Source organism: Bacteroidia bacterium (genome assembly GCA_037045145.1).
Taxonomy (GTDB): domain Bacteria; phylum Bacteroidota; class Bacteroidia; order AKYH767-A; family OLB10; genus OLB10.
Map to the genome: position 1 here is coordinate 805,662 of JBAOIA010000012.1, position 19,632 is coordinate 825,293.

Consider the following 19,632-nt stretch of genomic DNA (forward strand, 5'->3'; position numbering starts at 1 on the left):
CGAAATATTTATAGGTTTTTCTTAAAGTACTCAGTCATCATTTCATACAAATGCCACCTCGATTGAGAAATGCCATGTGCCTGATTGGGGTAATAAAAAGAGTCGAATTGTTTTTTATTCTTTACTAATGCAATAACCATTTCTGCACTGTTCTGAAAATGCACATTGTCATCAGTTAGCCCGTGAATGAGCAAATACTTACCTTTCAATTTATCGGCAAAAAAAACAGGTGAGTTATCATCATAACCTTTTGGATTCTCTGCCGGCAAAGACAAATATCTTTCCGTATAAATTGAATCGTAATAGCGCCAGTTGATGACAGGTGCTACGGCAACACCAACTTTAAAATAATCAGCACCCTTTGTCATAAGTAAAGAAGTCAAATAGCCACCATAACTCCATCCATGAACACCAATACGGGTTGAGTCAACATAAGATAATGCACGAAGATATTTTGCAAATTCTATCTGATCAATCGTTTCATAATGACCCATGTTTTTATAAATACTATTGGCAAATTCCTTACCACGTCCCGGAGTTCCTCTGTTGTCAACCGATACTACAATAAAACCATCTTGCGCAAGCATCTGATGCCAGAGGAAATTTGATCCACCCCATTGGTTAAGGACTGTCTGTCTGCCCGGCCCTCCATATAAATAAACAATAACAGGATATTTTTTATTCTCATTGGCTTTAAAACCCGGTGGCGTTATCATCCATGCATGCAGGCTGATTTTTTCAGAATTAGTGAATTCAAAAAATTCAGGTTTAGAAATTGTATAAGCTTCAAGATTCTTTACCACTCTTTCATTATTTTCCAACACCCTTATTTTTTTACCTCTGCTGTCCTGAACATAACAGATATAAGGTTTGTCAATTGTGCTATGTGTAATTACTGAATACTTAAAATTACTGCTGAAAGATGCTGATGCAGTACCGTTGGCAGGCGACAATAATTTCTTCTTATGATTCAGGTCTACAGAATAAACAACTCTTTCCATTGGGGTTGGCTCAGCAACCTGATAAAAACAACTTTTAGTTTTCTCATCATAGCCATAAAATGTTATTACTTCACCACCATGAGTTAACATTTTTTCTGTGCCATCACTAAGGTTTCTCAGATAAATCTGATTGTATCCACTTTTATCGCTGCTGTAAATAAATTGTGTTCCATTATTCAAGAAAATCAGGTTATCAGTAATCTCAATAAACGTGTTATTTTTTTCATTCATGAGTAAAGTGACTTTGCCTGAAGCAGCATCGCACAATAAATAATCCAAACTGTTCTGATGTCTATTTAATCTTAATACACATAATTGCCCTTTCAACTTTGTCCATTTTATTCTTGGAATGTATTGATCTTTTTCATCACCAGTTTGCATTTTAATGCTTTTACCTGTAGTGAGATTATAAACAAAAATTTCCACAACTGAATTTTCTTCACCGGCTTTAGGATATTTATACTTCTCTTCTTTTGGATAAAGTGAGTCGTAATATGTTAGTGTGAATTCTTTAACTCTGCTTTCATCAAACCTGTAGTATGCTATATACATCCCATCATTTGACCATTGATATCCCTGACTGAAAGAAAATTCTTCTTCGTAAACCCAGTCTGTAGCGCCATTGATGATAGAATTTTTCTGCCCATCATCAGTAACCATTTTTTCACTGAAGTCTGAAAGATTTTTTAGATATAAATTATTATCACGGACAAAAGCAACCATGTTACCTTGTGGATTAAACTGTGCATACATCTGCTTTCCTTTTTCTGAAAGTTGAGTTAGTTTGCGGTTTGTAAAATCAAAAATATAATAGTCGGCCTTTGTTGAATGTCTGTAAATTGCTTCTGAAGCTGTTTTCAGCAAAACTTTTTTTTCATCATCACTAAAGGTGTATTCCGAATATGCAAAACCCCTGATTTTTGATTGCAACTCTTCATTTTTCATAAGTGTGTCAATAACCTTTCCTGTTTTGAAACTGTAGCGAATCAGGTTTCCGGCTTTGTCGGTATTTGAAAAGGTGTCGCCACTTTTCATACTTTTTAGGGAAGAAACACTTTTAGCAGAAAACTGCGATGACCCCCAAATGTCGGCATAAGTAAATTTTTTTTGTGCATACAGATTGGAAACTGCAAAAGCACAAATGGCAAGAAAAAATATTTTTTTGATCATTACATAAAAATTAAAGTTCAAACCTACAAAGAATACAGAAATCAGAAATTAAACCGAATAAAGAAGAGCATAAATTCTGATGTCAATCAGAGACTGGACAAAAAAAATGCGGTCATAGCCCTATAATCAGGCTATGACCGCAAACTTAAAATATGGACTATTAAATAAGTTTTTCGATAGTTGCTTTACTTGAGTAAGCTTGTTTGCGACTTACAGATTGTGCAGCTGCTTTCTCTGCTTCAATTTCATCATAAAGCTTAAACTCATTCAATTGATCTTCTCCAATAATTTTAGAAAGACCTGTTAGCATTGAGCCTATTTTCTGAATGCTTTGCATCTCTGCTTTTGATAATGCTATTACTGCCATAGTATTAAAATTTTGATGACCAAATGTAGATATTAATTTATTAAAACCAAATATTTTTAGCTAAAAGTTTTAAACATGAGGGTCAAACTACCCTAAAATGTGGTTAATCAGCTCGTTTCTTCATCAAAGCTAATGTCACTATACGGGTTTGAACCGCCACCCGAACTGTCATTATCCTGATCTGATTTTCCGGCATTGCCATTTTTAATGTGTGCAACAGCCTCATTCAATCCTTCAATAAACTTCTCAAAATCTTCTTTATAGAGGAAGATTTTATGTTTCTCATAAAAAGGTTTGTCATCACCCATGTTAAACTTCTTCTTGCTCTCTGTAATTGTAACAAAATAGTCGTTAGCCCGGGTTGACTTAACATCGAAAAAATAGGTTCTTTTTCCTGCCTTAACTGCTTTAGAGAAGATTACCTCTCTTGAGTTTCCATTATTTTCTGAATCGTGCATACAATGCTCTTTCGGTTTATACCTGCACAAAACAATACAAAAAAACTTAATCCTCAAATTTTTTGTGAAATTTCTTGTAATTTACTCAAACAGAGGGTCTCCATTATTGGATTTCGCCTGTATGAGCCACCGTGGTATGCTTTGCTTATCCCCTACTTCTTAAAATAATTTTCGTGAAGAAAACTATAGAGGTTAAAATCCTTTAAGCCCATAGCATCTCGAAGTTTATTTTTCAAGGACTGATAATTAAAATCGCTCATTTTATTGCTGATGATAAGGCGAATGGATTTTTCATAAAACAAACGCTGTTTATCTGTTTGCTTTCTTGTTTTATCCATTAAACATGCTGTCAATAAATCAATCCCTGTGCCTTCTGTTGCTATAGTCTTAAAAATTGGAGGATGGTGTGCCTGATTTCGCAACCTTAACATGTTTTGAATGTGCTTTACAAGAGCATCAGCCTGATCTCTGTCTGCTTTATTAATTACAAACACATCAGCAATCTCCATAATACCGGCTTTCAATGCCTGAATGTCGTCACCGGTACCGGGATTTAAAACCAAAATTGTAGTGTCGGCTAATGCAGCTATTTCAACCTCGCTTTGTCCAACGCCAACAGTTTCTATAAAAATAAAATCAAATGCACATGACCGCAATACATCAGTAATTTCAATAGTTCTGGCTGATAACCCTCCGAGATTTCCTCTTGTTGCCAATGATCTGATATAAACATTCTGATGTAAAAAGTATTCATTCATTCTGTAACGATCACCTAAAATACTTCCACTTGTAAAAGGCGATGTTGGGTCAACTGCAAGGATTGCGATGCGCCACTTGTTGGCCATTTTAGCAAGCAATGCATTAAGCAATGAGCTTTTTCCTGCACCGGGGGGGCCGGTAAATCCTATTACAGGAATGTCATAATTTATCTTCAGATGCCTTAGCAAATCAATTGCACCATCAGCAGAATTCTCGACCTGCGAAATAACTTTTGCCAGCGACCGATAATTTCCCTGAATGATTTCAGTCTGATTTAAATTGAATGACATGCTGCAAAGATAGAATTGCATTTAAATGTGAGTCGCTATTTTACGGTGAGATAATACTATTTTTGCATCATATTAATTCTTCCATGGTAAAAATTTCAGGAGTAATAATCACTTTTAACGAAGAGAAAAAGATTGAACAATGCCTGAAAAGTCTTTTAACTGTTTGTGATGAAATTGTGGTATTGGACTCGCTATCAACTGACAAAACAGAAGAAATTTGCAGTCGTTATGCCGTAAAGTTTGTCAAACAAAAGTTTTTAGGCTACATAGAACAAAAAAACCATGCACTGACTTTTGCTTCAAATAATTTAGTACTTTCTCTGGATGCAGACGAATGTCTTTCTGAAACATTACAAAAATCAATTGAACAAATTAAAAATAATCATACCGCTTCTGCTTACAGCATGAACAGGCTTACGCGATATTGTGATAAGTGGATCTATCATAGCGGTTGGTATCCTGATGTAAAAATACGCTTGTTCGATAAAACAAAAGCACAATGGGGAGGCACAAACCCTCATGATAAAATTATCCTATCAGAAAAAACTACCGTACAGCATTTGAAAGGTGATTTACTTCATTACAGTATTGACAGTATAGAGCAGCACATGCAACAGGCAACTAAGTTTGGTATTATTGCGGCAAAGTCAAAATTTTCTAAAGGGCAATCTTCAAACGGATTCAAAACATTGCTACATACAGCAGGAAGATTTTTGAAGACTTATATTTTAAAAGCAGGTTTTTTGGATGGATACTATGGGTGGCTCATTGCTAAATATTCTGCCAAAAGTGTTTATCTACGCTATTCATTGTTGGAACATCGTAACCACGAAAAATTAAAAAGTCTTTGATGAAGGTACTGCATATATCAACTGCAACAGGTTGGCGTGGGGGCGAGCAGCAGGCAGCCTATCTAATACGTCAGCTTGAAATCCTGCAAACAACATGTTTTTTATTATGTCCTAAGGATGCAGCAATCATTCAACATCTGAATAAATATGATTGCAAGATAGAAGTCTTTCAAAAAGGCACGGCACTTAATTTACCTTTAGCAATAAAGATAAAAAAGTATTGTAAAGACAATCAGGTTGACCTCATACACACGCATGACTCGCACGCACATACTGCTGCATTTCTTTCTGCCTGGCTGTTTGGAAATAAATGCCCTGTTGTGGTAAGCCGCAGAGTAGATTTTGCTGTTTCTTCTTCCTGGTTTTCATATTTGAAATACAATCATTCAAGTATTAAAAAGATAATCTGTGTGTCTGATGCAATCAGGCAAATAACATCACCTGCTATTAAAAGAAAAAATATTTTAGAAGTTGTCCATTCCGGAGTTGACACTGAAAAATTTGTTTTAGGAAAAACAAAACTGCATCAGGAATATCAATTACCAAAAGAGACTTTTCTTATTGGCAATGTATCTGCCTTAGCTGACCATAAAGACTTATTTACTTTTATTGATACGGCAGAAATTATTTTACAACAAACGCAACAAGTTCATTTCTTTCTGATTGGCGATGGTACAGAAATGAATGCACTTCAAGCTAGAGTTGCTGAAAAAAAACTTACAGACAACATTCATTTTACCGGTTTCAGAAATGATATTAATGAATTGCTACCGGAGCTCAATCTCTTTCTGATGACCTCGAAAACAGAAGGTCTTGGCACAACTATTTTAGATGCCTTTGCAGCTCAGGTTCCTGTTGTGGCAACTCAAGCAGGTGGTATTCCTGAAATTGTGCAGCATGAAAAAACCGGATTGATAGCACCTGTTGGCAATGCTAAACAACTTGCCACACATGCAATGGCAGTAATGAATGACCGTAATCTTGCAAAAACACTTTCCACTAATGCACAGCAGTTAGTTTCTGAATATACTTTCAGAAGAACAGCAGAAAAAACAAAAGCTGTTTATGTTAAAGTTTTACAAGAGCAAAAATCAGATATATAATGGCTGTTAAAAACGAGCATATAAAAGCCATTATTGAAGGACTTCCAAATGAACCGGGTGTTTATCAGTTTTTTGATAAAAATGAAAAGATTATTTACGTAGGTAAAGCAAAAAATCTGAAGAAAAGAGTTTATAGTTACTTTTCAAAAGACATTTTTGAAAGTGGGAAAACAGCCATTATGGTCAGGCAGATTTCTGATTTGCGTTTTATTATTACAGAAACCGAATTAGATGCGCTCTTACTCGAAAACAACCTGATTAAAAAACATCAACCTCGCTACAACATCCTCCTCAAAGACGATAAAACATACCCATGGATTTGTATTAAAAATGAACCTTTTCCCAGAATTTTTTATACAAGAAGAAAAATCCGCGATGGCTCACAGTACTTTGGCCCTTATGCTTCGGTGAAAATGATTAATATTTTGTTAGACATGATTCACCGGCTTTATAAGCTAAGAAATTGCAATCTTAGTCTTACTCCTGAAAATATTCAGAATAAAAAATTCAGAGTTTGTCTTGAATTTCACGTAGGCAATTGTCTTGGTCCATGCGAAGGCCGTCAATCAGCAGAAGACTATCAGCAAGGTATTGAAAACATAAGGCACATATTAAAAGGAAATATCAATCAGGTGATTCGTATTTTGCAGGATGAAATGCAAACAGCTTCACAAAATCTTGAATTTGAAAAAGCGCAACAGATAAAAAGTAAACTCGATACCTTAGAGCAGTTCCGGAGTAAATCCGTAATAGTTAGTCCGGTTATTAATAATGTTGATGTAGTGACTATTGTTTCTGATGAAAATTATGGCTTTGCCAATTTCATGAAAGTCATCAACGGTGCCATTCTGCAATCGCAAACTATTGAGCTGAAGAAGAAACTTTCAGAAACAGATTCCGACCTGATAACTTTTGCATTGACAGAATTGCGTCAGCGTTTTGAAAGTGATGCAACAGAAATATTGGTCAATGTAATGCCGGACACTTTTCCTGCCGGTACTGAAGTGAGTATTCCAAAAATAGGAGAGAAAAAACATCTGCTCAGCCTCTCTGAAAAAAATGCGCGATATTATCAGTTGGAAAAATTAGCGCAGTATGATAAGCTGAATCCTGAACATAAAACAGACCGGTTGATGGAGAAAATGAAAACAGATTTAAGGATGATGGAGCAACCTCGCAGGATTGAATGTTTTGACAACTCGAATTTTCAGGGGACCAATGCTGTTGCAGCCATGAGTGTGTTTGTTAATGGTAAAGCGGCAAAAAAAGAATACAGACACTTTAATATCAAAACCGTTGAAGGACCGGATGATTTTGCATCAATGCAGGAAGTAATCTTCAGACGCTACAAACGTGTTTTAGAAGAAAAACAACCGTTGCCGCAGCTTATCATCATAGATGGTGGCAAAGGACAACTTAATGCAGCATTGACAGGTCTTGAAAAATTGGGTTTAAATAAAAAGATTCAAACCATTGGTATAGCTAAAAAATTAGAAGAAATTTATTACCCCGGAGATTCTGTACCCATGTATCTTGACAAAAAAAGTGAAACCTTAAAAATTATTCAGCAACTGAGAGATGAAGTGCATCGTTTCGGGATAACACATCACAGAAATAAAAGAAGTCGTAATTTTCTGCAGTCAGAAATATTGCAAATTCCTGGAATAGGAAATGCCACATTTGAGAAACTGATTATTCATTTTAAAAGTGTAAAAAAAATTAAAGAAGCCCATGCAGAACAAATTGCAGAAATCATAGGTAAACAAAAAGCTGCAATAGTTGTAAATTATTTTAATTCAGAGAAACAACAAGCTGATGAAGTCAACTAAAATATTCTATCTGTTAGTGGTCTATGTGCTGCTGCAATTGGGCTGGTGGTCGTATCTTTTAGTGAAATTAAACTCTGAGTTAGGAAATGAAAAACTACGTTATCTTGAAACGTTGCCTCAAACAGAAGCAACCATAATTCAGGAAAATGCCATTCGCAAAAAGCTAAAAGAAAAATATCTGATGGTAGCAGGCGAAGGGTTGGTTTTTTTATCACTTCTTGGTATTGGAATTTATTATGCACGCAGGTCTTTTCAAAAAGAATTTCAGATGGCATTACAGCAAAAAAACTTTATGATGAGCATTACGCATGAATTTAAATCTCCTATTGCAGGCATTAGACTTAGTCTGGAAACATTGCTCAGAAGAGAAATTGAAAAAGACCAAAAAGATAAAATTTTGGGAAGGGCATTATTGGAGACTGACAGAATAAATTTTTTAGTTGAAAATATTCTTACAGCAACACGCATTGAGTCGTCCAATATGGATTTTCACTTTCAGAACACTAACCTTTCGGCCTTGTTAACTGATTTGATGATCATATTTCAGCAATCTTCCGGCAGCCATCAATTCAAGGTGCAAGTTGAGAAAGATATTCACATCATGGCTGACAAAAATGGCATTCACTCATTAGTACTTAATTTGCTGGAGAACGCTCAAAAATATACGCCTGCAGGTTCTGATATTGAAGTAAAACTTTTTCAGATAAATGAAGATGTCTTTTTGCAAGTGTGCGACAACGGACCCGGTATTGTTGATATTGAAAAAAGAAAAATTTTTGAAAAATTCTATCGTATAGGTAACGAAGAAACACGCACTACAAAAGGAACAGGCTTAGGGCTTTACATCTGTCGCTTTATTGCTTTAAAACATAAAGGCCGAATAGTTGTTCAGGATAATTATCCGCAGGGCTGTATTTTTGAAGTCGTCATTCCATCATTAAACAATAAAACATAAATATGAACAAGAAAAAAGTTGTACTGATTATTATGGATGGCTGGGGCGAAGGCCGAAAAGACAAAAGCAATGCAGTTTATACAGCAAATACGCCATTTATAGATTCTTGTTATAACAAATACCCGCACAGTGAATTACTTACTTCCGGACTTAATGTCGGCCTCCCCGATGGCCAGATGGGAAACAGCGAAGTTGGGCACCTCAACATTGGTGCAGGCAGAATCGTTTATCAGGAATTGGCACTCATCAACAAAGCAGTTGAAGAAAAAACGTTGCATAGCAATGCTGTTATACTCAACTGTCTTGACTATGTAAAACGTACAGGAAAAAAACTACACCTTATCGGACTGGTGAGCAATGGTGGTGTACATTCTCACATCAACCATCTGAAAGCACTTTGTGACATTGCAAGGGACAATCAGGTTAACGATGTTTTTATTCATGCATTTACTGATGGCCGCGATTGCGATCCAAAAAGCGGATTGGGTTTTATTAAGGAGTTAGAGAATCATCTGCAAAAATCTTCAGGAAAAATTGCTTCTGTTGTAGGGCGATATTATGCAATGGATAGAGATAAGCGCTGGGAGCGTATTAAAGAAGCTTATGATTTACTGGTTAACGGTACCGGAGTGCACTTCGACAATGCCGTTAGCGGTATTGAGGCCTCCTATAAAAACAATATCACTGATGAGTTTATCAAACCCATTTGTATTTCAGACAACAACAAACCTGTTGCAACAATACAGGATGGCGATGCCGTTATCTGTTTTAATTTCCGTACTGACCGCTGCCGTGAGATAACAATGGCTCTTACGCAGCAAGACTTCCATGAACAGAATATGCACAAGCTAAATCTGGAGTACGTTACCATGACCGTGTATGACGATAAATTCAGTGGTGTTAAAACAATTTTTTCTAAAGACAACTTAGAAAACACATTAGGCGAAGTTTTGCAGAATGCAAACAAAACTCAAATAAGAACCGCTGAAACCGAGAAATATCCGCACGTTACTTTTTTCTTTTCTGGCGGACGCGAGAATGAATTCCGTGGAGAAAGGCGGATTCTGATTCCTTCGCCCAAGGTGGCCACTTACGACCTGCAACCGGAAATGAGTGCATTACCATTAAAAGATGCATTGGTAAACGAACTAAAAAAAGGTGAAACAGATTTTGTCTGCATCAACTTTGCCAATGCCGATATGGTTGGCCATACAGGCGTGTTTTCGGCAGCTGTAAAAGCAGTAGAAACGGTTGATGCCTGTGTAAACGAAATTGTGCAATGCGGTTTGGAACAGGGTTATTCATTTTTAATCACAGCAGATCATGGTAATGCCGACTATATGATTAACGATGATGGCTCACCCAATACTGCACATACAACCAACCCTGTGCCTTTGTTTCTTATTCAGCCACAACATGAATTCAATTTAAGCAATGGTATTCTGGCAGATCTTGCGCCTACTATTCTGCAATTAATGAAAGTGCAGCAGCCCGCTGAAATGACAGGAAAATCGTTGCTATCATGAACAAACTTACTTAACATATTGTTGTGTAAAACATAAGCTTAACAATGGACGTTTTACGATTGTAGGTTCATGTAAGAAGCTACTTTTGCATCAATCGGGAGTGAGCATGAAAAAAATTACCCTGTTACTTTTTTTACTTTCAGTAAATCAAATTTACGGTCAAAGCCGCACCTTCTTTTCTCTTTCAGGAGGTATTCTTTATTACAATGGCGATCTTAATGATAAAAGCCCTGTTCCATCAACAAAAATTTTCAGAAACTATGGTAATGCTGCCATAGGTATTCATTTGACCAGGCATGTTAACTTACAACTCAACTATTATCATGGAAGCATTGAGGGTGCAGATTCTTTAACAAAGGAGCGCGATAACAAACAGCGCAACCTAAGTTTTGAAACCCGCATTGACGAAATATCTTTTCAACTGAGTGCAAGTTTATTTTCCAACCGTACAAAAAAACTTGCCATACCTTATGTCTTTGCCGGTGGCGGTTTGTTTTTCTTCAATCCCCGGGCACGCTATTATGGTAGCAATCCTGAGTATTATGGGAAATTGGTTTCACTGCAACCTCTGGGTACAGAAGGGCAATATATCAATGAAGGTGATTATCCTGCACCTTACAAACTTTATCAGGCCGTTTTTCCAATTGGCATAGGTACGTATATAAGAATCAATCCCAAATGGCGACTGAAGGTTGAGTTTTCTGAACATTTTACCCTGACAGATTATTTAGACGATGCTAGTGGAAAATATCCGAATATGGAAGCTTTGTCGCTTACTCCAAAAGGCGAATTGGCTTCTTATTTTGCTGACAGGCGACTGAACAGATCACAAGACCCTTCGGGAAGAAACCGCTCTAATGCTACCAAAAATGATAACTACATTCATTTCGGTATTGGGTTGGTTTATAATCCACAGGCTCAACATGCAACCCGATACAGAGGTCCGGGTTTCTGGAAAAAACTTTTCACCGGGCGTAAAGGCTGGTGGGGTGGTGCCGGCAACGGCCTTTAAGAACAATCATCATATCGTCATCAACTGATGTAACTTTTTATGTTGCGGAATGTTATCATTCTAAATAACATGTATATGAAAATTTTAGTTCCGGTTGACTTTACCGATATTACTGAAAAAGGATTTAAATATGCATTGTCACTTCCTTTTGCCAATGAAATAATCCTTTTTCATGCTGTTGATGACATAACAAAGTCTAAAGAAGCACAACAGCAACTCAGCAACATTACAAACAAATATTCCGTTCCTGCACATCTCACTGTTCAGCAAAAAGTAAAACAAGGTAACCTTTTTGAGATATTAGGTGATTTTTCAAAAGAAGTTAGTGCTGACTTAATTGTGATGGCTACACATGGCATTAAAGGCCTTCAACATTTCTTAGGCAGTCATGCCATGAAGTTGATTACCCATTCAAAAACTCCTTTCATTGTTGTACAACAAAAAGATTTCAGTCCACTGAAAAAGATGCTTGTACCTATTGATTTCACCAAAGAAGTTAAACAGGAATTGCCTGCTGTAATACAATTTGCAAAGCTATTTAAGGCAAGTGTACTGCTGCTTAAACAAAACAATCACGATCCTTATATTCAGAAAAGAAGTGACCTGAATACCGTATATTTTGAAGACAATCTCAATAATGCAGAAATTAAATATCAATTAATTGAGCAGACCTTTTCACTCGATGATAAATATGAGGTGATTGCCAAACAAGCTGCTGCACATAATGCCGACATTATTGTTACTACCATAGAGCCTGATTTGAATGTTGCCGACTACGTAATAGGTGTTGAAGAGCAAAAAATTGTAGCTAACGATCTTCAACTGCCTGTATTATGTGTCAACATCAAGCATTTTACCATTGCCGGTGATCAGTTCAGTGTTTCAGTACAACAGTAGCAAATAAGTACATTGCGTTCAACTTCCTTACTTTGACATTTGCCAAATAAAAAGTGATTTTGACCAAAAGGTTGCCCCATCACTAAATATAAGACTGCAACTTGGTTTAACAATTAAGAAAACAATCGTTAAACAAAGAAGTATGTCGTTGGTAACCTGCAAAGAATTCAATAACCTGTCACATGATGAACAAACCTGGTATATTTGGAATGGTGCAATTCATCTTCATGTCAGAGAAGTTTATGGCTACAGAGTAAATCTGTTTTATTTCAATGAGTTTTACATTGAACTATGGTACAGCATTAATGAGAACAGTATTAAAAAGATAAAGTCGTTTGACAACTCCGCACTTTTGGCCCCTTATCTGGAAACAATTAAAATAGACTCCCTGCTGAATATTGATTCAGGTTTTGAATAAACTTATTGTCCGCTAAAAACGTATTGCAGGATATTTGCGCCCATCTGCAACGCTTTTTGTCGCATTTCCGGTGGGTCGTTATGTACTTCCGGATCTTCCCACCCATCGCCAATATCACTTTCATATTCATAAAAACAAACTAACCTGCCCTGATAAATCAGGCCAAAACCCTGTGGCGGTTTCCCATTATGTTCATGGATTTTAGGCAATCCATTGGGGAAATTATACCGCTGATGATAAATAGGATGGTTGAATGGCAATTCAACAAAGTCAAGTTCAGGAAAAACTTTTTTCATTTCGGGGCGGACAAACTTATCCATGTCGTAGCTGTCGTTGATATTCAAAAATCCACCGGCTATTAAATATTTTCTCAGATTTTCGGCCTCCTGATTGCTAAAAACAAACCGCCCGTTGCCTGTCATGTGCACAAAAGGATAATTAAATAAGTCGGGGCTTCCGGGCTCTACTACAGCCTCTTCCGGGCTAATGTTGGTATTAATATTCTGATTGCAGAAAACTGCCAGATTGTGTAATGCCGTAGGGCTGACGTACCAGTTTCCACCGCCTGCATATTTGAGCTTGGCAAGTTTTAATGTAAAATCGGGTGCTTTAAATGAAGAAAACAGCAAAAAAACCATTGCCAGAACCTTCAAACCAAAAACACTACGAAAACACTTCATAAGAGCCCAAAAATATGTTTAATCAATGACACAATCTTATTTGTACCTTAATTTTATATGAATAATTTTGTCAGTCCAAAAAATCAAATCTATTTAATTATGACTTTGCGAATTTTACTCGTTGCATTATTTGCACCGTTGCTGCTTAATGCAGCCCATGATCACAACGGCTTTGACCGTAATGACGATCCTAATCTTAAAGTGTTTATTAAAGATAGAAAACGTTTACCCAATGTTAATCGTCAGGAAAGCCTTTCACAACAAAAAGCGTGGCAACAGTTTTCTGAACAAAACAAAGGATGGTCGGTAGTTTTTAACGAAGAAACCGGACTTCCACACAATGCATTTGGTAAACCAATTTCAGTGGGATTGCCTTTAGATGCACAATCAACAGCATGGTCATTCATCAACAACAAACTGAATGTTTTTGGACTTCCACTGAGTGATTTATTCTTCCGTAATACAGCACAGAACAAAAAGTATTTTTATGTGAATTACATTCAGCGTTATAACGGACTGGAAGTGTTATGGTCCAAAGTTCAGATAAAAATTACCAAGGACGGAAAAGTGAATCAGTTTATTTGCGATGCTTATAATGATATTACCGTAAACATTAATCCGACATTGAGTACACAGGCAGCTTCTGCAGCAGCAACCAATGGTCTGAATTTAACATTAAACGGTACAACAGTAAACAGCGACCTGAAAGTGTTGCCTGTGCCTGATGAAGGAAAAAATATTTATCATCTTGTTTATGAAGTAACTGTTAAAGCAACCGATGCAGAAAGTTTTCCAAGAGAGTACTATACGCTTGTAGATGCACATAATGGTGAAGTGCTTTATCGTCATAATAAAATTAATTATTTTGCAGCAAACACAGATGTGAATGTTACTGCAACAGTTTATCCTACACAACCTTATCTGCCCACTGCTGTTGAGCCATTAGCTAATCTTTCTGTCTCAATTTCCGGTGTACCTTTTGTGACTGATGCCAATGGTTATTTGGGATTGCCTAACTCATCACCCGTTACTGCCACTTTCAGATTAGAAGGCAACTGGGCTAATGTAAAAACCGGTGCCACAACACCACAGTTTACTGCAACATTAAATCCGGGTGTCAACAATATTACCTTTAGCACTGCAAACATCAAGGAACTTTCTGCTTACAATTCAGTAAACGAAATACACGATTACTACGTAACCAAGCTAATGGGGTCGGGTGCAGAAACTGTGATGGATGTTCAGATGCAAACCATAGTTGATGTTTCAGGCAACTGTAATGCATTTTATAATGGCGATTTAAATTTTTATGCAGCCGGTGGCACTTGTAATGCCACTTCCATTATCAACGATGTGGTATATCACGAATACGGACATGGCATTAATTACGATTTGTATTCTTACTATGGAGGCAACTTCAGCAATGGTGCACTTGGCGAAGGTTATGCCGACACCTGGGCAAACGGTTTAACAGAAGACCCTGTATTAGGAATAGGTTTTTATTCCAACAGCGCTACAGACTTTGTAAGACGTTATGATCAGGGAAGAAAAGTTTATCCTGATGATATAATGGGTGAAGTTCATGCCGATGGTGAAATTATTGCCGGTGCATGGTGGGATGTTGGATTGAATTTTAATAACGTGCAACAACGTCAGGATTTATTTGTTCAGACTTTTGCAGCAACAATTGATTATCCTGATGGTCAGGAAGGTCAACTCTACACAGACATTTTAATTGAAGCACTCACTATTGATGATAATGATGGTGACCTGACTAACGGAACACCAAACTATTGTGCAATTGCTTCAGCCTTTGGCATTCATGGCATAAACATGTATGTGGTTGGAAAACTAATAACTCATAATGATGTGCTTAGTGCTCCGGGGAACCAGAACATTACACTCAATGCATCCGGCCCTGCAAGTTTTGCCAATGGTACAGGCAACAGCGTTAACGGATATTACAGTATTAATCATTCGGCAACATGGAATCCAATCAGCTTTACTTATAATGGTACCGTTTATCAGGGAAATATTCCCGGACAACCTAACGGAACCATAGTGTCATACTATCTTGATGCAACAGATCAATGCGGAACACATTTCAGTGTTACACCACCTAACGTAACAGATACCAACCCTAATGTTCCATATTATATTTTGGTGGGATACAACTTAGTGGCCAGTGACTATTTTGATGCAGGCAACAGTCAGGGTTGGACATTGGGTATGCCAGGTGACAATGCCACAACAGGTCAATGGATTATTGCTTCACCTGTAGGTTCTATACTGAACCCCGGAGGTTCACCACCGGTTTATGTACAACCTCCTGTTGATCATACAAGCACCTCTAACAACCTTTGCGCAGTAACCGGCAATGCAGGTATTAATGATGGAGCCGGAACAAATGATATTGATGATGGAAAAACAACATTGCTTTCGCCCAACTTCGACCTTTCCTCCTATTCCAATCCTGCAATTTCGTACTGGCGCTGGTACACCAACGATCAGGGTGCAGATCCAGGAAAAGATTACTGGCAGGTTTCTGTGAGCAATGATGGCGGAACAACTTTTGTCCCTATAGAAAACTGTATAATTGCAGACCATAACTGGAGACGTTTTGCTTTTCGTGTTGCAGACTATGTGCAGCCTACAGCAAACATGCGATTGAAATTTATTGCTGAAGATGCCAATGATGGCAGCCTTGTTGAAGCACTGCTTGACGATATTGAAATATGGAGTGCAGAGTTGGTTGGCATTTCTGAAACACCACTATTATCGTGGTATGCATATCCGAATCCTGCCAATGAGCAACTTAATTTCGGATGGAAAGGCAATGGAACAACCGTTGATGTTAAATTATTCAACACCGTTGGACAAATAGTATATCAGCATCAATTTTCGGGTAACACTGTTTCAGAAACTGTGAGTCTTAAAGGAATGGCAGAAGGTATTTATACTTTACAGATGACAGGAGAAAATATATTTAAGTCACAGAAAATATCTGTGATACATTAAACCTGTAACCAAATCAAAAAGCCGCTGTGTTGCAAAACATAGCGGCTTTGTTTTTTCTATACACTTAAAAAATTATTTGCCAAAAGCAGGTCTTGCCTGATGCAATGCCGGTGTGTTTTCAGTAATCTGAACTAAGTTGTTGCCTTTAAAAGCATCCCGCAAATTCTGCACAAATGAGTCCTTTGATTTTTTATCCTGACCAAGAAGCTTAAAACAAAAATCCACTTCCCCCTCTCTACCCCATGCAATTTCTTCATGAGCTATTGGCATTCCCACATCAGTCTGATATTGCTGAATAACCTGATCTAACTTTTCTTTTGCAGAAGCATCTGTTCCGGCACCAATGCTGATGAATGAAACAACAACCCTGTACATGCTATCCGGCAAATCTATACGCGGGTTTGTGGCTGCAGGCTCCTGTTTGGGCGTTTCCGCAGTTGTGCTTTTATTTGTTTTGCACGATCCGGCCATGGCAACCATCAGCACCAGGGCACAACAATTCATTCTGTTAAGCATATAGTTCATCGTATTTTGTTTTAGCATATTTATAAAAATAATCAAAGTTAAGCACTTCGCCCGTCACATTTTTACATAACTCATCAGCCAGTATTGTTCTTCCATGACGATGAATATTATCTCTCAACCACAATAGCAAAGGCATGGTGTTACCGTTTTGAATATGATGCATCAATCCGGAAATTTCCTTATCGGCCTGATGAAAAAATTGTGATGCATAAAAACTTCCCAAGGAATAGGTAGGGAAATAACCAAAGCTGCCGTGACTCCAGTGTACATCCTGCAACACACCTTTTGCGTCTGACGGCACATCTATATTCAGATATGATTTGTACTTTTCATTCCACACTTCAGGCAGTTGTGCAGCCTGCAAGGCCCCTGTTAAAATATCTTTCTCTATCTCAAAACGAATTAGCACATGCAGATGATAAGTAAGTTCATCGGCATTGGTACGAATGAGTGAAGGTTTAATGCGGTTTATTGCTTTGTAAAAACTTCTTTCACTAACTTCATTCAACTGCTCCGGAAAAATATTTTTTAATGTTTTGAAATTATGATTCCAGAAAAACTGTGACTTGCCTACATGATTTTCCCACAGACGCGATTGCGATTCATGAATACTTAAACTCAGATATTCTCCTGAGGGCAACCCATAGTCATCTGCAGGTAATCCTTGTTCATAGAGTGCATGTCCGCCTTCGTGAATACAGCTGCCAATCATTTCAAATAGATCATTCTCGCTGATGCGTGTGGTTACACGAACATCATTAGCAGAAAACGAAGTGGTGAACGGATGTGTGGAAATGTCCTGCCTTCCGCTTTCAAAATCATAATTTATCTGTTTCAACAGGTCTAATCCAAAATGCCATTGCTTATCTTTATTGTAATGCTTAAACAAAAAACTGTCATCGGGTTGTGACTTCTGCATCAGATGCTGAATGTAAGGAACAAGTTTCTGCCTTACCTGATTGAATACTGTTTCCAGAAAACTTGTCTTCAATCCTGTTTCGTAAAGGTTGAGATGTGCATCATACGGATGTTGTTCATAGCCCAGCAACTCCGACTCCTGCCTTTTATATTTTATCAACTCCTGCAGATGCGGTTCAAACAACTTAAAATTATTTTCTTGCTTTGCCTGCTGCCATGCATTAAAACTTTTTGATATACATTGATTGAGTGCTACCACAAATTCTGTTGTATATTTTTTCTGTTGCCTGAAAACACGATACGACTCCAGCACATTGGCACATTGCACAGGGCTGAGTTTAGTTGTGTCGTCATGTAGTTTTTCAATAATTTCTTCATAGTGGCTGTCCGTAGCCAGTTCATGAGCATATCCTGCTAATGTTGCCAGTTGTTGTGCCCGGTAATGTGATCCTTTTGGGGGCATATACACTTCCTGATCCCATTGTAAAACAGCACTGCTGTAATTGATATCAGCCATCTTCTGCTGATGTGCTACATACTTGTTATAAAGTTCAATCATTATTTACTTTTTGACAGCATATAAAATTAGAAAAAACCAACCTGTTAAAAAACATAGCCCACCAATGGGTGTAACCGGTCCCAGCCAAAACCAGGTGTTGCCGGAAACAGAAGACAAAGCCAAGCCATAAACCGAGCCACTGAAGAGTATGATACCTGTCATAAAAAATGTTGCAGCACGGTTCAGCATTTTGTTGTCATTTGCTGCAAGGGCAACAAACAGCAAGGCAAGTGTGTGGTAAAACTGATAACGCACACCGGTTTCAAAAGCCGACAACATTTGTGGTGCCAACAACTCTTTTAATTTATGTGCACCAAAGGCGCCTAATGCTACTGCGCAAAAGCCGGATACGGTGGCAAAAATCAATATGCTGCGTTTGTTCATTCCTTAGCACCTTTCTCTCCGACAAAAACATCCTCTTCGTCTTTAAACAACACATTAAAAGTAGTGAGGCTGCCATAAATACGGGTAAGGTACTGCTGCAGGTTTACTTTGTCTTCTTCTGTCAGTTTATCGTGTGCATTGATACGTTGCTCCATCACCCGTAGGCGGTCGCGCACCATGATAATTTTGTTAAAGAAAACATCCATCGGAATTTCTTTGGGCTTTTGCGATGGGTTGTTGGGATGCAACACAACCTTACCTCCTACCCACTTGCCATGCAGGGGTACTGTTTCCTGTATGTCGGAATATTTTTTGATGATGCCGGTAAAAATACGTTCTACCTCAGCAAAACTCACCGGGTCGTCTGTTACAGGTTGTGCATCTATCACCTCAATGTTTTGATAGGCTTTGGCAACTTCAATTTTGCCTCGCTCGGTAAACACTACAATGTAGGTTCGCGGTTTGACGTTGATGACTACACCTGTGCCAAACTCGGGGTGGCGAATGCGCGATCCTATGCCTAATTCTTCCATAATTTTATTTTTATTTAATGCCTATACTGTCTAACTCTTCTATGGTAACAGATGGCGGCATGATGTTGTTTTTTAGTTTATAGGCTACCAGAGCAGCTGCTTTGGAGGCATCAGCCTCAGAAACAAACCCGCGATTACCCATTACAGCAGGAATATTGGGCTGACGTATCATCAGCCTTCCGTCAACCATGATGTTGTAGCCAAAACCCCCAACAGTGCTGTCGTTCTTATAGGTCTCAACTGTAATATTGTTGAGCAGTGGCGGAGATTGTTTTGCTGTCTTTTCAGAAGATTTATTATCAGAACATGATAAAATTAGAAATAAGCTAAAAAATATTACAGATACTTTCATGCAACAAAAATAATCTGTTCTCCCAAA

Annotated in this window: 19 protein-coding genes; 9 read left to right on the plus strand and 10 right to left on the minus strand. The window is 37.7% G+C overall.

Annotated features, from left to right (window positions below; all coding sequences use genetic code 11):
• Positions 1 to 8: 8 nt before the first annotated feature.
• From V9G42_12870 to meaB, 4 genes are all read right to left on the minus strand, one after another.
• Complete coding sequence (locus V9G42_12870) at positions 9 to 2,171, minus strand: alpha/beta fold hydrolase (protein MEI2760314.1); 2,163 nt, start codon at positions 2,169 to 2,171, stop codon at positions 9 to 11.
• Between the two features lie 160 nt (positions 2,172 to 2,331).
• Entirely contained in the window at positions 2,332 to 2,538 is a 207-nt protein-coding gene (locus V9G42_12875) for a hypothetical protein (protein ID MEI2760315.1), read from the minus strand.
• A 107-nt stretch (positions 2,539 to 2,645) separates the two neighbouring features.
• Positions 2,646 to 2,996: a DUF3276 family protein gene (locus V9G42_12880; GenBank protein ID MEI2760316.1), complete on the minus strand. Its 351-nt coding sequence runs from the start codon at positions 2,994 to 2,996 to the stop codon at positions 2,646 to 2,648.
• Positions 2,997 to 3,148: 152 nt separating this feature from the next.
• A complete protein-coding gene (gene meaB, locus V9G42_12885) occupies positions 3,149 to 4,045 on the minus strand; it encodes a methylmalonyl Co-A mutase-associated GTPase MeaB (GenBank protein ID MEI2760317.1) in 897 nt (298 codons plus the stop codon).
• A gap of 83 nt (positions 4,046 to 4,128) precedes the next feature.
• Between meaB and V9G42_12890 the strand changes: the two genes are divergently transcribed.
• The 8 genes from V9G42_12890 to V9G42_12925 all read left to right on the plus strand — a co-directional run bounded on the left by V9G42_12890 (position 4,129) and on the right by V9G42_12925 (position 12,636).
• Positions 4,129 to 4,896 carry a glycosyltransferase family 2 protein gene (locus V9G42_12890; protein MEI2760318.1) on the plus strand — a complete coding sequence of 256 codons (768 nt, stop codon included), beginning with the start codon at positions 4,129 to 4,131 and terminating at the stop codon, positions 4,894 to 4,896.
• Positions 4,896 to 5,999, plus strand: coding sequence for a glycosyltransferase family 4 protein (locus V9G42_12895; protein MEI2760319.1), 1,104 nt, complete (start codon positions 4,896 to 4,898; stop codon positions 5,997 to 5,999). The genes V9G42_12890 and V9G42_12895 overlap by 1 nt, the downstream gene beginning before the upstream one ends.
• The gene (uvrC, locus tag V9G42_12900; GenBank protein ID MEI2760320.1) at positions 5,999 to 7,828 is read left to right on the plus strand and encodes an excinuclease ABC subunit UvrC; all 1,830 of its coding nucleotides are present in this window, start codon (positions 5,999 to 6,001) and stop codon (positions 7,826 to 7,828) included. Before V9G42_12895 ends, uvrC begins: the two co-directional genes overlap by 1 nt.
• Positions 7,815 to 8,783 carry an ATP-binding protein gene (locus tag V9G42_12905; protein ID MEI2760321.1) on the plus strand — a complete coding sequence of 323 codons (969 nt, stop codon included), beginning with the start codon at positions 7,815 to 7,817 and terminating at the stop codon, positions 8,781 to 8,783. Before uvrC ends, V9G42_12905 begins: the two co-directional genes overlap by 14 nt.
• A gap of 2 nt (positions 8,784 to 8,785) precedes the next feature.
• On the plus strand, positions 8,786 to 10,309 hold the full coding sequence (gene gpmI, locus V9G42_12910; GenBank protein ID MEI2760322.1) for a 2,3-bisphosphoglycerate-independent phosphoglycerate mutase: 1,524 nt from the start codon (positions 8,786 to 8,788) through the stop codon (positions 10,307 to 10,309).
• A gap of 106 nt (positions 10,310 to 10,415) precedes the next feature.
• On the plus strand, positions 10,416 to 11,321 hold the full coding sequence (locus V9G42_12915; protein ID MEI2760323.1) for a hypothetical protein: 906 nt from the start codon (positions 10,416 to 10,418) through the stop codon (positions 11,319 to 11,321).
• 75 nt (positions 11,322 to 11,396) lie between these two features.
• Positions 11,397 to 12,218: a universal stress protein gene (locus V9G42_12920; GenBank protein ID MEI2760324.1), complete on the plus strand. Its 822-nt coding sequence runs from the start codon at positions 11,397 to 11,399 to the stop codon at positions 12,216 to 12,218.
• Positions 12,219 to 12,360: 142 nt separating this feature from the next.
• Positions 12,361 to 12,636: a hypothetical protein gene (locus V9G42_12925; protein ID MEI2760325.1), complete on the plus strand. Its 276-nt coding sequence runs from the start codon at positions 12,361 to 12,363 to the stop codon at positions 12,634 to 12,636.
• Between the two features lie 2 nt (positions 12,637 to 12,638).
• On the opposite strand, the gene V9G42_12930 is transcribed toward V9G42_12925, so the two are convergent.
• On the minus strand, positions 12,639 to 13,274 hold the full coding sequence (locus V9G42_12930) for a DUF4159 domain-containing protein (GenBank protein ID MEI2760326.1): 636 nt from the start codon (positions 13,272 to 13,274) through the stop codon (positions 12,639 to 12,641).
• A 141-nt stretch (positions 13,275 to 13,415) separates the two neighbouring features.
• Here V9G42_12930 and V9G42_12935 point away from each other — a divergent pair, with 141 nt between their 5' ends.
• Positions 13,416 to 16,334 (plus strand): T9SS type A sorting domain-containing protein, encoded by a 2,919-nt coding sequence (locus V9G42_12935; protein MEI2760327.1) that lies wholly within the window; start codon positions 13,416 to 13,418, stop codon positions 16,332 to 16,334.
• 72 nt (positions 16,335 to 16,406) lie between these two features.
• Here the strand turns inward: V9G42_12935 and V9G42_12940 are convergent, their stop codons facing one another.
• From V9G42_12940 to V9G42_12960, 5 genes are read right to left on the minus strand one after another with little or no spacing between them, the layout of a single operon-like run.
• Entirely contained in the window at positions 16,407 to 16,859 is a 453-nt protein-coding gene (locus V9G42_12940) for a hypothetical protein (protein MEI2760328.1), read from the minus strand.
• Positions 16,843 to 18,336, minus strand: coding sequence for a carboxypeptidase M32 (locus V9G42_12945; protein MEI2760329.1), 1,494 nt, complete (start codon positions 18,334 to 18,336; stop codon positions 16,843 to 16,845). The genes V9G42_12940 and V9G42_12945 overlap by 17 nt, the downstream gene beginning before the upstream one ends.
• Positions 18,337 to 18,339: 3 nt before the next feature.
• Positions 18,340 to 18,720, minus strand: a complete 381-nt coding sequence (locus V9G42_12950) for a DUF423 domain-containing protein (GenBank protein MEI2760330.1) — start codon at positions 18,718 to 18,720, stop codon at positions 18,340 to 18,342.
• On the minus strand, positions 18,717 to 19,253 hold the full coding sequence (locus V9G42_12955; protein MEI2760331.1) for a hypothetical protein: 537 nt from the start codon (positions 19,251 to 19,253) through the stop codon (positions 18,717 to 18,719). The genes V9G42_12950 and V9G42_12955 overlap by 4 nt, the downstream gene beginning before the upstream one ends.
• Positions 19,254 to 19,263: 10 nt before the next feature.
• Entirely contained in the window at positions 19,264 to 19,605 is a 342-nt protein-coding gene (locus tag V9G42_12960; GenBank protein ID MEI2760332.1) for a DUF4907 domain-containing protein, read from the minus strand.
• Between the last annotated feature and the right edge of the window lie 27 nt (positions 19,606 to 19,632).

Coding starts and splice junctions, on each gene's coding strand:
- meaB (MEI2760317.1), bottom strand. CDS start 4,045: ATGTCATTCAATTTAAATCAGACTGAAATCATTCAGGGAAATTATCGG.
- V9G42_12930 (MEI2760326.1), bottom strand. CDS start 13,274: ATGGTTTTTTTGCTGTTTTCTTCATTTAAAGCACCCGATTTTACATTA.
- V9G42_12935 (MEI2760327.1), top strand. CDS start 13,416: ATGACTTTGCGAATTTTACTCGTTGCATTATTTGCACCGTTGCTGCTT.
- gpmI (MEI2760322.1), top strand. CDS start 8,786: ATGAACAAGAAAAAAGTTGTACTGATTATTATGGATGGCTGGGGCGAA.
- V9G42_12875 (MEI2760315.1), bottom strand. CDS start 2,538: ATGGCAGTAATAGCATTATCAAAAGCAGAGATGCAAAGCATTCAGAAA.
- V9G42_12925 (MEI2760325.1), top strand. CDS start 12,361: ATGTCGTTGGTAACCTGCAAAGAATTCAATAACCTGTCACATGATGAA.
- V9G42_12920 (MEI2760324.1), top strand. CDS start 11,397: ATGAAAATTTTAGTTCCGGTTGACTTTACCGATATTACTGAAAAAGGA.
- V9G42_12955 (MEI2760331.1), bottom strand. CDS start 19,253: ATGGAAGAATTAGGCATAGGATCGCGCATTCGCCACCCCGAGTTTGGC.
- V9G42_12895 (MEI2760319.1), top strand. CDS start 4,896: ATGAAGGTACTGCATATATCAACTGCAACAGGTTGGCGTGGGGGCGAG.
- V9G42_12950 (MEI2760330.1), bottom strand. CDS start 18,720: ATGAACAAACGCAGCATATTGATTTTTGCCACCGTATCCGGCTTTTGC.
- V9G42_12880 (MEI2760316.1), bottom strand. CDS start 2,996: ATGCACGATTCAGAAAATAATGGAAACTCAAGAGAGGTAATCTTCTCT.
- V9G42_12905 (MEI2760321.1), top strand. CDS start 7,815: ATGAAGTCAACTAAAATATTCTATCTGTTAGTGGTCTATGTGCTGCTG.
- V9G42_12915 (MEI2760323.1), top strand. CDS start 10,416: ATGAAAAAAATTACCCTGTTACTTTTTTTACTTTCAGTAAATCAAATT.
- V9G42_12870 (MEI2760314.1), bottom strand. CDS start 2,171: ATGATCAAAAAAATATTTTTTCTTGCCATTTGTGCTTTTGCAGTTTCC.
- V9G42_12960 (MEI2760332.1), bottom strand. CDS start 19,605: ATGAAAGTATCTGTAATATTTTTTAGCTTATTTCTAATTTTATCATGT.
- uvrC (MEI2760320.1), top strand. CDS start 5,999: ATGGCTGTTAAAAACGAGCATATAAAAGCCATTATTGAAGGACTTCCA.
- V9G42_12940 (MEI2760328.1), bottom strand. CDS start 16,859: ATGAACTATATGCTTAACAGAATGAATTGTTGTGCCCTGGTGCTGATG.
- V9G42_12945 (MEI2760329.1), bottom strand. CDS start 18,336: ATGATTGAACTTTATAACAAGTATGTAGCACATCAGCAGAAGATGGCT.
- V9G42_12890 (MEI2760318.1), top strand. CDS start 4,129: ATGGTAAAAATTTCAGGAGTAATAATCACTTTTAACGAAGAGAAAAAG.